The sequence below is a fragment of the Oceanibium sediminis genome (genome assembly GCF_003265325.1).
GTDB lineage: Bacteria > Pseudomonadota > Alphaproteobacteria > Rhodobacterales > Rhodobacteraceae > Halovulum > Halovulum sediminis.
In genome coordinates this window covers 68956-81256 of record NZ_QGNX01000002.1, presented here as the reverse complement: position 1 = coordinate 81256, position 12301 = coordinate 68956, and the positions used below count along the sequence as shown (strand labels likewise).

The window sequence follows — 12301 nt, the reverse complement described above, 5'->3', positions numbered from 1 at the left end:
AGGTATGACAGGCATATGCCATACTCGAACAATTCCGGCGGTCCCTGGGGCAGCGGTGGCGGCAAGAAGGGCGGCTCAAACGGGGGCGGTCGTGGCCCTTGGGGCGGCGATGGCGACGGCGGCGGCGGGGATGACGATCGTCGTCCCCCCGGCGGCCCGAATCGTGGCGGGCAAGGCCCCGACATCGACCAGATCGTCCGCAAGGGCCAGGAGCAGCTGCGCGTCTTGATGGGCGGTCGCGGTGGCGGCGGTGGCGGTGGGTTTGGCGGCGAAGGGCTTGGCAAGGGCGGTTTCGCGCTGATCATCCTCGCTCTGCTGGGCACCTGGCTGTTCCTGTCGTTCTACACCGTCCGTCCCGAGGAACGCTCTGTCGAATTGTTTCTGGGCGAGTTCTCCTCCGTCGGGAACCCCGGTCTGAACTTCGCACCCTGGCCGCTGATCACCTACGAGAAGGTGGAAGTGACCCGAGAGCGCACCGTGCGCATCGGCGCCGGCGGACGCGGTGACGACGGGCTGATGCTGACCGGCGACGAGAACATCGTCGATATCGATTTCGAGGTTGTCTGGAACATCACCGACCCGGCGGGATACCTGTTCAACCTGGCAGATCCCGAACTCACCATCGACGCGGTGTCCGAAGCGGCCATGCGCGAGGTGATCGCGCGCTCGCAACTGGCGCCGGTGTTGAACCGGGATCGGGGTATCATCGCGGACGAGGTGATGTCGCTGGTGCAATCCACGCTCGACACCTACGACAGCGGCGTGAACATCGTGCGCCTGAACTTCGACAAGGCCGACCCCCCGCGTGAGGTGATCGACGCTTTCCGCGACGTGCAGGCTGCCGAACAGGAACGCGACCGCTTCCAGAACGAGGCGGACGCCTATGCCAACCGTGCGCTGGCCGAAGCCCGTGGTCAGGCCGCGAGCCTTCTGCAGCAGGCCGAAGCCTATCGCGCGCAGGTCGTGAACGAAGCAACCGGTGAGGCGAGCCGCTTCATCGCCGTCTATGACGAATACGCGAAGGCGCAGGACGTGACCCGCAAGCGCCTTTACCTTGAAACGCTGGAACGTGTGCTCGCCGGAGTCGACAAGATCGTGATCGACGAAGGCGTCGGCAGCGGCAGCGGCAACGGCGGGGGCGTCGTCCCCTACCTGCCGCTCAATGAACTTCGCGGCACACGGGGGAGCAACTGATGACTCGTATTGGAATTCTTCTCGTCGTTCTGTTCGGCGCGCTCATCGTTGCCCTGTCCTCGGTCTTCATCGTGGACGAACGGGAAAAGGCCCTGATTCTTCAGTTCGGTCAGATCCGTGATGTGAAAGAGGATCCGGGCCTCGCCTTCAAGGTGCCCTTCGTTCAGAACGTCGTCACCTATGACGACCGGATCCAGTCGCTCGACACCCAGCAGCAGGAAGTCACGCCGCTGGACGATCGCCGCCTGGTGGTGGACGCCTTCGCACGGTGGCGGATTTCGGACGTGATCCAGTTCCGTCAGGCCGTTGGCGCAGGCGGCATCGCCCAGGCCGAGCAGCGCCTTGACGGTATCCTGCGCGCGCAGCTGCGCGAGGTGCTGGGCTCGGTTCCGTCGAACTCCATCCTGTCGGCGGATCGTGTGGCGCTGATGAACCGGATCCGGGACGCCGCGGTGATTCGTGCGCGGGCCCTGGGGATCGACGTGGTGGATGTGCGCATCAAGCGCACCGAGCTGCCGACCCAGAACCTCGCCGCGACTTTCCAGCGGATGGAAGCGGAACGTGCCCGGGAAGCCGCGGACGAACGTGCGCGCGGCCAGGAAGCCGCGCAGCGGGTTCGCGCCCAGGCCGACCGGACCGCGGTTGAGCTGGTCTCCGAGGCGCAGCGCGACAGCGACATCATCCGCGGTGAAGCCGATGGTGCGCGGAACGCGATCTTCGCCGAGGCGTTCGGCCGGGATCCGGAGTTCTTTGCCTTCTATCGCAGCCTCTCGGCCTATGAGAATGCGCTGTCCGGGGAAAACTCCACGCTCGTAATCACGCCTGACAGCGAGTTCTTCGACTACCTGAAGTCCGACAAGGCCCCGTCCAGCGCGGCTGCCGCGCCAGCTGAGTGAGCTGGCAGGACGTCCTGACGGGACTTGGCCTCGCGGCCGTATTGGAGGGGCTGGTGCTTGCACTGGCCCCTTCGCGTCTGGACGAGGTGCTGGAAATGCTGAAGCGCATTCCGCCCGAAACTCGGCGGATCATGGGGCTTCTGGTGATCGCGACCGGCGTCGCAATCGTCTGGGCGGCGCAGGGCGGATAAGCCGCGCAAAGGCACAGGTAACGGCTTCCCTTTCGCGCATTGGCGCTTACATGCTCACATGACAGTGATCCACCGCACTCGCGGGGCGCACATAGATTGACAAGACACCCTGCGGGTCCGAGCGTAGTACGCGACGCACCGCAGGCGGGCAGGGGGACGGACATGCAAAACCGCGCAATCGCAATCACATCGGAAGAGTGGCAGACCGCCCGCAGGATCAGGCAGGCGCTTCTGATGTTGCTGTCGGCATTGGCGGTGTTTGCGCTGTCCTTCGCCCGCGCAGAGGCGCGCGGCCCCTCCGAAGGCTTCGCCGACCTGGCCGAGAAGCTCAGCCCCTCGGTGGTCAACATCACCACCTCCACCGTGGTCGCCACGGACAGCGGCCCGCGCCCGATGGTGCCCGAGGGCTCGCCGCTCGAGGATTTCTTCAACGATTTCCTTGACCGCCGCGGCCCCCGCCAGCGTGAGCGGCGCGGCTCGGCGCTGGGGTCGGGCTTTGTGATCTCGGCGGATGGGTACATCGTCACCAACAACCACGTGATCGAGGAAGCGGACGAGATCCTCGTCGAGTTCTTCGACGGTGCGGGCGAATTGCCGGCCACGGTGATCGGAACAGACCCGCGCACCGACATCGCCCTGCTGAAGGTGGAGCCGGAAGACCCGCTGCCCTTCGTGGAATTCGGCGACAGCGACGTGGCCCGCGTGGGCGATTGGGTGCTGGCGATCGGCAACCCGCTGGGGCAGGGCTTCTCGGTTTCCGCCGGGATCATCTCGGCGCGGAACCGCTCGCTCCAGGGGGCTTATGACGACTTCATCCAGACCGACGCGGCGATCAACCGGGGCAACTCCGGGGGCCCGCTGTTCAACATGGACGGCAAGGTGATCGGCGTGAATACCGCGATCCTCAGCCCCAACGGCGGGTCCATCGGCATCGGCTTCTCCATGTCCTCGGCGGTGGTGACCCGTGTCGTGGGCCAGCTGAAGGAATTCGGAGAGACGCGCCGCGGCTGGCTTGGCGTGAGCATTCAGAACGTCACCCCCGACGTGGCCGAGGCCTTGGGTCTGGAGGATGAAGGCGGCGCGCTGGTCACGGATGTGCCCGAAGGCCCGGCGGCCGATGCCGGGATCATCGCGGGCGATGTGATCCTGAACTTCGATGGTCAGCCCGTCGCCGACACGCGCGAGCTTGTCCGCATGGTCGGGCAGACCGATGTGGGCAAGGCGGTGCGCGTCGTGATCTTCCGCGATGGCGGGACGCAGACGCTGCGCGTGACCCTTGGGCGGCGTGAGCTTGCCGAAGGCGTCGTCGACACGGACGAGGGCGCCGCCGAACCCGAGGAAGAGACCGTGCTCGGCATGACCTTGATGGGCCTGACGCCCGAGTTGCGCGAGGAGTTGAACATCGACGTGTCCGAACGCGGCGTCGTCGTGACCGGGCTGGACGAGTCCTCGGAAGCCTTCGAGAAGGGCATCCGCGTCGGCGACCTGATCGCCGAGATCGGCCAGCAGCCGGTTCAGACCCCCGCCGACGTGGTGGCGCGTTTCGACGCGGCGAAGGACGCGGGGCGCAAGTCGGTCCTGCTTCTGGTTCGCCGGGACGGACAACCCCGGTTCGTCGCCCTGACCCCGGGCGGCTGAGCCGGAAGGCTCAGAACAACAGCGCGTCCGGGGGCAGGTCCCCGGGCGTGACCCATTCGATCAGTACGCTCGACGCGCCATCGCCCCAGCTTATCAGGGTGTGATCGCCTTGGGAGACGATCTCCGGCGGGGTGCCGCCGAAATCCCTCCAGACCAGCCTGTCGCCCTCGGAGGCGGTGAAATCCGTCAGGACGTCATGCCCCTCGTGGCCGGCGCGAAAGACGAAGGTATCCGCGCCCCAGCCGCCGTGGAGCATGTCGTCGCCCGCACCGCCCCAAAGCCGGTCGTCCCCCTCGCCACCGTTGAGCGTGTCGTCCCCCGCCCCCCCGGCGAGCCGGTCGTTCCCGCGATACCCCTCAAGCCGGTCATCGCCCCGGTTGCCGCGCAGCGTGTCCGCGCCGTTCCCCGAGACAAGGTGATCCCGGCCCTGACCGCCCTTCGCCAGGGTGATACCGCCGCCGGAGCCGATGGTGAGCCGGTCGTTGCCCGCGCCGCCGTGCAGCAGGTTGTCCCCGCCCGCATCGTGCAGGGTGTCGTCGCCGCGCCCGCCGCGGATCACATCGTCGTTCTGCCCACCGTGCAGGATGTCATCGCCGCCGCGCCCGAGGATGGTGACCGCGCCATGCACTGGCAGAAGCGCCCCAAGCGGCGCGAACACGTCGGTGCCGCGCCCGCCCACGAAGATGAACCCATCGGCGCGTGCCGCCGCCTCAAGCGCGCTGCCATGGTCGATCCGCCAGTCCGGCGCGCCGGTGCCGGTCGCGTCGTCATGGGCCGCCATCCGCAGCGGTTCGGGCAGGGTGAGGCGCGCGATGACCGCACCATCGCGCATGTAGGTCAGCCCGCTCAGCGTGACCTCGCCCGCGCCCGGCGCGCTGCCATGGGCGATCACCGACAGGGTCCCGCGGTCGTCAAGGCGCCAGTCCCCGGTGACCGGGTCGTAGCTCATCTGCCCCTGGTCCCCCCAGGAGCCGTTCAGGAAGACATCCGGGGCGATCGGGGTGCCGATCCCCGATGTGCCGTGAAACCCCTGCCACGTCGCCTTGATGCTCAACATTGACGCCTCCTGAAGCTGGCCGCCGCGAAAGCCTCTCAATTAGCAGAGAATTTGGCTAAAATTCAAAGCATTGGGTAAGGTTTGGTTAACCTCTTCGCGCCGATGCCCCCGGCGTGCGCGCGGAATTGACGGTGTCGTGTCCGGCTGGCCCTTGGAATTCCGTTGCCGCGCGGTCTATGTATCCGCTGTAAGCAATCGCAACGGAGCGCCGCGCGTATGGCAAAGATTACCTACATCGAGCATAACGGAACGAAGCACGAAGTTGACGTGCCCACGGGGCTAACCGTCATGGAGGGCGCGCGTGACAACAACATCCCGGGCATCGAGGCCGATTGCGGCGGTGCCTGTGCCTGTTCCACCTGCCATGTCTATGTCGACCCGGCCTGGGTCGACAAGCTGCCCGCGAAGGAACCGATGGAAGAGGACATGCTCGACTTCGCCTTCGAGCCGGACCAGACCCGCTCGCGCCTGACGTGCCAGCTGAAGGTCAGCGATGCCCTGGACGGGCTGGTCGTTCAGATGCCCGAAAAGCAGATCTGATGCCCATGCGCCTTGCCCTCGTGACGACAGTGACCCTCGGTCTGGCTCTGGCCATCGTCGCGCCGGGGCAGGGCGCCAGCGCCCAGCAGGCTGCCTGCCCGCAGGACCCCGTCCTCGGGCGGTTCCTGCTGCCCCCCGAACCCTGTTTCGACATCGAGGCATGGTTCGACGGCCCCACCACCCACTATCCGCACGGTGTGCTCGGCGACGACGAGGAATTCACCGAGATCAGGATCAAGCGCGGGCGCACGACGCTGACGCGTAAGGCCGTCTCGACCCATGTGTTCGAGGACCTGGTGCCGCGCCTCGCCGATGTGGACGGCAAGCCGGGCCCCGAGGTCATCGTGGTGGAAACCTTCGAGCGGGGCGGCGCGACGCTTGCCATCTACAAGCCCGATTTCCAGGAAGGGAAACGCCCGAAATTCGACTGGATCGCGGGCACCCAGCCCATAGGCGAGCGGTTTCGCTGGCTCGCGCCCGCCGCGATCGCGGATTTCGACGGCGACGGGCAGAATGACATCGCCTACGTGGAAACGCCGCACCTGGACGCCGTGCTGCGCTTCGTCACCCTGCGGCAGGGGCGGCTGGTCGAACTGGCTGCGGCCGAAGGCTTCTCGAACCACCGCAGCGGAGAGGCGTTCATCTCAGGCGGCGTGCGCGATTGCGGCGCGGGGCCCGAGGTGATCACCGCCAACGCGGACTGGACCCGGGTCATGGCCGCGAAACTGGACGGCGACACGGTCACCGCCACGGACCTCGGCCCGTTCGACGGGGCCGGGAGTTTCACCAAAGCGCTGGACTGCGCGCCGCTCTGAGCCGCCTGTGCCCGCGCCGCCTTCAGTCGAGGGCGCGCCAGCCGATATCCCGGCGGCAGAACCCCTCGGGCCAGTCGATCCGGTCGATCGCGGCATAGGCCCGCTCGCGCGCTTCTGCCAGCGTTGCGCCGCGCGCGGTGACGTTCAGCACGCGCCCGCCATTGGCCAGCAGCGTACCATCCTTCACCACGGTTCCGGCGTGAAAGACGCGGATCAGCGGATCGCCCGCCTCGGCGGCCTCGATGCCCTTGATCTCGCTTCCCTTGGCGTAGGCGCCGGGGTAGCCGCGGGTGGCCATCACCACGCTCATCGCGTGATCGTCGGCCCAGTTCAGCGTGGCACCGGCCAGCTTGCCGCGCGCGCAGGCCAGCATCGCGTCGAGCGCCTGCGCGCCGAGGCGCATCATCAGCACCTGGCATTCCGGGTCGCCGAAACGGGCGTTGTATTCCACCAGTCGCGGCTGTCCGTCGCGGATCATCAGCCCGACGTAGAGCACGCCTTGGTAGGGGGTCCCCCGGCGCTTCAGCTCGGCCAGCGTGGGGCGCACGATCTCGTCCAGCGCGCGGGCGGTGACCGCCTCCGTCATCACCGGGGCGGGGGAGTAGGCGCCCATGCCCCCGGTGTTCGGGCCCTGGTCGCCGTCAAAGGCGCGCTTGTGGTCCTGCGCCGTGCCCATGGGCAGAACGTCAGTGCCATCGCAGAGCACGAAGAACGAGGCTTCCTCGCCTTCCATGAACTCCTCGATCACGACCTCGGCCCCGGCATCGCCGTAGGCGCCCCCGAACATGTCGCGCAGTGCGCCGAGCGCGCTGTCCATGTCCTCGGCCACGGTCACGCCCTTGCCGGCGGCCAGCCCGTCCGCCTTGATCACGATCGGCGCGCCCTGGTCGCGGACATAGGCCTCTGCCGCCGCGAGGTCGGAAAAATGCGCGTAAGCCGCCGTCGGCGCACCGCAGGCGTCGCACAATTCCTTGGTGAACGTCTTGGAGACTTCGACCTGTGCCGCCGCCGCCGAGGGGCCGAAGACAAGGAAACCGGCGTCCCGCAGCGCGTCGGACACCCCGGCGGCCAGCGGCGCCTCGGGGCCGATCACGACCAGCTCGGCCTTCACCCTGGTGGCCAGTTCGATCACCGCGCGCGGATCCTCGATGTCGCAGGGGATGCAATCGGCGAGCCGCTCCATCCCCGCATTGCCGGGGGCGACGGTCAGGCGGTCGCACTGGGGGCTTTGCGCAATCGCCCAGGCGAGCGCGTGCTCGCGTCCGCCGCTGCCCAAGAGTAGGATGTTCATGGCCCCGATGCTCCGTCCTGTCCGCTGTTGGCGCTGCTTCTAAAGCGGATGCCGGGGAATCTGAACCGGATTCTCGACCCCGCGATCCCCTGCGCCGCAATGCCGCCGCGCCATGCGTCAAACCTGGCGATCGGCCCGCTGCTCGGTCCGCCGCGCGACGCCTTGACCCGGCCGCGCTGCCAGCGCAGTTTGTGCGCCATGTCAGACCTGATCGACGACCCCCGCCCCGGTGAAAATACGCCCGAGTTTTCCGTTTCCGAACTGTCGGGGGCGATCAAGCGCGTGATCGAGGGGGAATTCGGCCGCGTCCGGGTGCGAGGCGAGGTCGGCCGCGTCACCCTGGCCCGCTCGGGGCATCTCTATTTCGACATCAAGGATGAGCGCTCGGTCCTGGCGAGCGTGTCCTGGAAGGGGCAGGTCTCACGGCTCAGCGTGATGCCGGAGGAGGGCATGGAGGTCATCGCGACCGGGCGGCTGACGACCTTCGGGGCGCAGTCGCGCTACCAGCTGAACGTAGAGGATATCGCGCCCGCCGGTGTCGGCGCGCTGATGGCGATGCTGGAAAAGCGCCGCCGCGCCCTTGCCGCCGAGGGGCTCTTCGACGAGGCGCGAAAGCGTCCCTTGCCCTACCTGCCCGAGGTTGTGGGCGTCGTCACCTCGCCCACCGGGGCGGTGATCCGCGATATCCTGCACCGTCTGCGCGACCGCTTTCCGCGCCGGGTCATCGTCTGGCCCGTGGTGGTGCAGGGCGAACGCTCCGCGCCCGAAGTGGCGGCGGCGATTCGCGGCTTCAACGCGCTGACACCCGGCGGCCCGGTGCCGCGCCCGGACGTGCTGATCGTGGCGCGGGGCGGCGGCTCGATCGAGGATCTCTGGGGGTTCAACGACGAGGCGGTGGTGCGCGCCGCTGCGGAAAGCGCGATACCGCTGATTTCCGCGGTGGGGCACGAAACGGATACGACGCTGATCGACCACGCCGCCGACCGGCGCGCGCCCACGCCCACGGCGGCGGCGGAAATGGCGGTGCCCGTGCGCGCCGACCTGGCCACCCACCTGGCCGGGCTGGAGGAACGCCGCCGCCGCGCCTTGGCGCTGGCCCTGCGGCAGCGCGATCAGCGGTTGCGCGACCTGGCCCGCGCCCTGCCGCGCCCGGATCAGCTGTTGGGCGAGCGTCGCCAGCGCCTCGACGGAGCTGCCGAGCGGCTGCCGCGCGCGCTGGATTCCTTCGCGCGGGGCAAACGGCTGGACCTCGCGCGCGGGGCGGGGCGACTCGGGCCGCAGCTTCTGCTCAGCCGCCTGACGCTGGATGCGCGCAAGCTGGATGCCGCCGCCCATCGCCTGCCACAGGCCCTGTCGCGCCGCACGCAGGTGGCGCGCGGGCAGGTGCTGGCGGCACGGCTGAACAAGCATGCGCTGCAGCGCCAGGCCATGCAGGAACGCCAGCGCCTTGCCCGGGTGGACGAGGCGCTGCACCGGGCCGCCAGCCGGCGCAACCGGGACCTGGGGGACCGGGTTCAGGCGCTTGGCCGGATGCTGACCACGCTCAGCTACACAGAAACGCTGCGCCGGGGCTTCGCCGTGGTGCGCAATGGCGTGGATGGGCCGCTTCTGCGCGGCGCGGCGGCGGCTTCGGGCGCGGAAATGCTCGAGATCGAGTTTGCCGACGGACGCCTGCTCGCCAGGCCGGACGGAGGAACGCCCACGGCATCGCGCGCGACGGCTGAGCCGGACGTGAAATCAGGTGCGAAAGCTGGTGCGAAATCGGCGTCGAATCCCAAGTCGAAGCCCGCCGATGGCGGGCCTGACCAGGGCAGCCTGTTCTGACGCGGCAAGCGGCTCCTCCCACCGTCTTTCCCGACAACGGCGCTGCGCTGCCGCCCGCCCGCCTCAGACGCCGAGGTCCGGCGCAATGCAGCGCAACGGGGAGCGCGAGCGGCCCGATAACGCCAGTTCGGACGGCGCGCCCGCTTCCAGCCCGGCGACACGCGCGAAGAAGCCCCGCCCGCGGGCGGCGAAATGCCAGCATTGCGTGCCGGGGCTGTCCTCGTAGGTGAAGCAGATCGTGTCCTCGCCGCCGGACCAGGTGCCGCGCGTGCAGGTGCCGTCCGCGTATTGCCAGATGACCTGGCGATCCTCCAGGTATTGCTCGGCCCCGTAGGGTCGGCCCGCCTGGTCGAAGTAAAGGGTGTAGCCCTCGGCGAGGGATTGGAAATCCTCGGCGTTCAGCAAGTCCTCGGCGCCGGCGGGGACCCCCAGCAGCACTAAGACAAGGGCGGTGCAGAGCGTTTTCAACTGGTCAACGCCGGTCCGCAGGCCAGGGGAATGGAGCTGATTTGCTTGACCATCTGCACCGTGCCGGCGGGTTCTCCGTCAAGGACGGGGACGATCAGGATCTGGTCGTCCAGGCGGATGTGGCGAAAGCAGGAATACTCGCCCCCACTCCACGCGAAGCAATAGGCCTGGCCGGTGTGTTCCCACACGCCCTCCATGCAGGTGCCGTCGGCCAGCAGGATCGACACGCCGTTGCCGACGCGCCCATAGGCTTCCTGCGCCCAGACGCTGCCGCCGATCAGGTAGGTGACGGTGCGCCCGCGCACCATGGACTGCCATTCCGCCACGGGGATGTCCTCACCCGATTCGGGGATCCGGTTGGGCATGTCCTGCGCCGCGGCATGGCCCGTGGAAAGCGCCAGGACAGCCACCGCCAGCGCGCATCGGAAGGGGTTCATTCCCTGCTCCTTACCACTTACTCGGCCACAGTATAGCGGTTGCGGCGGGGCGCAGGTCAAGCATCCCGGTGGAGTTGGTTTCCGATGCGCGCCACCCGATCCGGGGGCGCGCGCGAAATCGGACCCGCTCATGTCGGTTTGAGACTATGACACGGCAATACAAGGCCTTACATTCCCGTCACGAAGCGTCGCGAACCGAGGATCTTGGACATGGCACCACTGGATGAGCGCAAAGGCGTCTGGAAACAGGGGCGCGGCAAGGGCCGCCCGCGGCCCAAGGGCCGCGCGCTGGAAGACACCGCGCTGGACGAGGTGCGCGCGCTGCTCGGCGACCGGCCCCGCCGCGCCGACCTGCTGATCGAGCACCTGCACCTGATCCAGGACGCCAGGGGGCATCTTTCGGCGGCGCATCTGCGCGCGCTGGCCGAGGAAATGCGCCTGTCCGAGGCCGAGGTCTACGAGGTCGCCACCTTCTATGCCCATTTCGACGTGCTGGCCGAGGGCGAGGCCCCGCCGCCCGCGCTGACGATCCGGGTCTGCGACAGCCTGTCCTGCGAACTGGCGGGGGCGGCGGCGCTGAAGGCAGCGCTGGAAGAGGGGCTCGACCCGGGCAAGGCGCGCGTGTTGCGCGCGCCCTGCATGGGGCGGTGCGATACCGCACCGACACTGGAACTCGGGCACAACCACATCGACCACGCGACGCCGGAAAAGGTAAGGGCGGCGATCGCGGCGGGGGACACCCACGCGGTCATTCCCCCTTACGAGGCGCTTGAGGCGGCGAAGGCGGGCGGCGCCTACGAAAAGCTGGCCGACCTGCGCCAGTCCGGCGACTGGGAAGCGGTGCAGGACATGATCCTCGCCTCCGGCCTGCGCGGCCTTGGCGGTGCGGGGTTCCCGTCAGGAAAGAAATGGGGCTTCGTGCGGGCCGCGAAGGGCCCGCGCTACCTGGCGGTGAACGGGGACGAGGGCGAGCCGGGGACGTTCAAGGACCGGCACTACCTTGAGCGCACCCCGCACCTGTTCCTGGAGGGCATGCTGATCGCCGCCTGGGCGGTGGAGGCCGAGACCTGCTACATCTACATGCGCGACGAATACCCTGCGGTGCTGGAAATCCTGCGGCGCGAAATCGCGGCGCTGGAAGCCGAGGGGATCGTCCGCCCCGGATACATCGACCTCCGGCGTGGTGCGGGCGCCTACATCTGCGGCGAGGAATCCGCGATGATCGAGTCGATTGAGGGCAAGCGCGGCCTTCCGCGGCACCGCCCGCCCTATGTCGCGCAGGTCGGCCTGTTCGACCGCCCGACGCTGGTACACAACGTCGAGACGTTGCACTGGGTCGCCCGCGTCTGCCGCGAGGGGCCCGAGATCCTGTCCTCGGTCGAGGTGAACGGGCGCAAGGGGCTGCGCAGCTATTCCGTCTCGGGTCGCGTGGCCGCGCCGGGGATCTACCTGTTGCCCGCCGGCTCCACCATCCGGGATATCATCGCGGCGGCGGGGGGCATGGCCGAGGGGCATGTGTTCAAGGCGTATCAGCCCGGCGGCCCCTCCTCGGGGTTGTTGCCCGCGTCGATGGACGATGTGCCGCTGGATTTCGACACCCTGCAGCCCCATGACACGTTCATCGGCTCGGCCGCCGTGGTGGTCCTGTCAGATCGCGACAGCGCACGGGGCGCGGCGCTGAACATGCTGCGTTTCTTCGAGGACGAGAGTTGCGGTCAGTGCACCCCTTGCCGGGTGGGATGCGCGAAGGCGGTCCAGCTGATGGAGGCGGATCGCTGGGACCAGCCGCTGCTGGAGGAATTGTGCACGGCGATGGCCGATGCCTCCATCTGCGGGCTGGGGCAGGCGGCGCCGAACCCGATCCGCCTTGTGATCCGGCATTTCGCCGACGAGATCTGAGGCGCTTTTCCAAGGCGGCGGAGCGCCCTGCGGGCGCACGGCTTTCCTTGG

Annotated in this window: 12 protein-coding genes; 8 read left to right on the top strand and 4 right to left on the bottom strand. The window is 68.4% G+C overall.

The window, feature by feature from the left end; translation table 11 throughout:
* Positions 1-15: 15 nt before the first annotated feature.
* The 4 genes from hflK (at position 16) to DJ029_RS05805 (ending at position 3919) form a co-directional block, all read left to right on the top strand.
* A complete protein-coding gene (gene hflK / locus DJ029_RS05820) occupies positions 16-1194 on the top strand; it encodes an FtsH protease activity modulator HflK (protein WP_112321426.1) in 1179 nt (392 codons plus the stop codon).
* A complete protein-coding gene (gene hflC, locus DJ029_RS05815) occupies positions 1194-2090 on the top strand; it encodes a protease modulator HflC (protein WP_112321425.1) in 897 nt (298 codons plus the stop codon). Before hflK ends, hflC begins: the two co-directional genes overlap by 1 nt.
* Positions 2087-2281 carry a DUF2065 domain-containing protein gene (locus tag DJ029_RS05810; protein WP_112321424.1) on the top strand — a complete coding sequence of 65 codons (195 nt, stop codon included), beginning with the start codon at positions 2087-2089 and terminating at the stop codon, positions 2279-2281. The genes hflC and DJ029_RS05810 overlap by 4 nt, the downstream gene beginning before the upstream one ends.
* Before the next feature lie 162 nt (positions 2282-2443).
* Positions 2444-3919 (top strand): Do family serine endopeptidase, encoded by a 1476-nt coding sequence (locus DJ029_RS05805; protein WP_112321423.1) that lies wholly within the window; start codon positions 2444-2446, stop codon positions 3917-3919.
* A 10-nt stretch (positions 3920-3929) separates the two neighbouring features.
* On the opposite strand, the gene DJ029_RS05800 is transcribed toward DJ029_RS05805, so the two are convergent.
* Positions 3930-4976 carry a calcium-binding protein gene (locus DJ029_RS05800; protein ID WP_112321422.1) on the bottom strand — a complete coding sequence of 349 codons (1047 nt, stop codon included), beginning with the start codon at positions 4974-4976 and terminating at the stop codon, positions 3930-3932.
* Between the two features lie 216 nt (positions 4977-5192).
* Between DJ029_RS05800 and DJ029_RS05795 the strand changes: the two genes are divergently transcribed.
* On the top strand, positions 5193-5516 hold the full coding sequence (locus tag DJ029_RS05795; RefSeq protein ID WP_112321421.1) for a 2Fe-2S iron-sulfur cluster-binding protein: 324 nt from the start codon (positions 5193-5195) through the stop codon (positions 5514-5516).
* On the top strand, positions 5516-6331 hold the full coding sequence (locus DJ029_RS05790; RefSeq protein ID WP_112321420.1) for a VCBS repeat-containing protein: 816 nt from the start codon (positions 5516-5518) through the stop codon (positions 6329-6331). Before DJ029_RS05795 ends, DJ029_RS05790 begins: the two co-directional genes overlap by 1 nt.
* A 22-nt stretch (positions 6332-6353) precedes the next feature.
* Here DJ029_RS05790 and purD read toward each other — a convergent pair whose 3' ends face one another.
* The gene (gene purD / locus DJ029_RS05785; protein ID WP_112321419.1) at positions 6354-7622 is read right to left on the bottom strand and encodes a phosphoribosylamine--glycine ligase; all 1269 of its coding nucleotides are present in this window, start codon (positions 7620-7622) and stop codon (positions 6354-6356) included.
* Between the two features lie 198 nt (positions 7623-7820).
* Here purD and xseA point away from each other — a divergent pair, with 198 nt between their 5' ends.
* A complete protein-coding gene (xseA, locus tag DJ029_RS05780) occupies positions 7821-9446 on the top strand; it encodes an exodeoxyribonuclease VII large subunit (RefSeq protein WP_112321983.1) in 1626 nt (541 codons plus the stop codon).
* 63 nt (positions 9447-9509) lie between these two features.
* Here xseA and DJ029_RS05775 read toward each other — a convergent pair whose 3' ends face one another.
* A complete protein-coding gene (locus tag DJ029_RS05775; protein WP_112321418.1) occupies positions 9510-9914 on the bottom strand; it encodes a hypothetical protein in 405 nt (134 codons plus the stop codon).
* On the bottom strand, positions 9911-10351 hold the full coding sequence (locus DJ029_RS05770) for a type 1 periplasmic-binding domain-containing protein (RefSeq protein WP_112321417.1): 441 nt from the start codon (positions 10349-10351) through the stop codon (positions 9911-9913). The genes DJ029_RS05775 and DJ029_RS05770 overlap by 4 nt, the downstream gene beginning before the upstream one ends.
* 210 nt (positions 10352-10561) lie before the next feature.
* Here DJ029_RS05770 and DJ029_RS05765 point away from each other — a divergent pair, with 210 nt between their 5' ends.
* Complete coding sequence (locus DJ029_RS05765) at positions 10562-12250, top strand: NAD(P)H-dependent oxidoreductase subunit E (RefSeq protein WP_112321416.1); 1689 nt, start codon at positions 10562-10564, stop codon at positions 12248-12250.
* Positions 12251-12301: the final 51 nt, after the last annotated feature.

Bases quoted from the DNA above. Each gene is read 5' to 3' on its own strand.
- hflK (WP_112321426.1), top strand. From the start codon at position 16: ATGCCATACTCGAACAATTCCGGCGGTCCCTGGGGCAGCGGTGGCGGC.
- hflC (WP_112321425.1), top strand. From the start codon at position 1,194: ATGACTCGTATTGGAATTCTTCTCGTCGTTCTGTTCGGCGCGCTCATC.
- DJ029_RS05805 (WP_112321423.1), top strand. From the start codon at position 2,444: ATGCAAAACCGCGCAATCGCAATCACATCGGAAGAGTGGCAGACCGCC.
- DJ029_RS05800 (WP_112321422.1), bottom strand. From the start codon at position 4,976: ATGTTGAGCATCAAGGCGACGTGGCAGGGGTTTCACGGCACATCGGGG.
- DJ029_RS05795 (WP_112321421.1), top strand. From the start codon at position 5,193: ATGGCAAAGATTACCTACATCGAGCATAACGGAACGAAGCACGAAGTT.
- DJ029_RS05790 (WP_112321420.1), top strand. From the start codon at position 5,516: ATGCCCATGCGCCTTGCCCTCGTGACGACAGTGACCCTCGGTCTGGCT.
- purD (WP_112321419.1), bottom strand. From the start codon at position 7,622: ATGAACATCCTACTCTTGGGCAGCGGCGGACGCGAGCACGCGCTCGCC.
- xseA (WP_112321983.1), top strand. From the start codon at position 7,821: ATGTCAGACCTGATCGACGACCCCCGCCCCGGTGAAAATACGCCCGAG.
- DJ029_RS05770 (WP_112321417.1), bottom strand. From the start codon at position 10,351: ATGAACCCCTTCCGATGCGCGCTGGCGGTGGCTGTCCTGGCGCTTTCC.
- DJ029_RS05765 (WP_112321416.1), top strand. From the start codon at position 10,562: ATGGCACCACTGGATGAGCGCAAAGGCGTCTGGAAACAGGGGCGCGGC.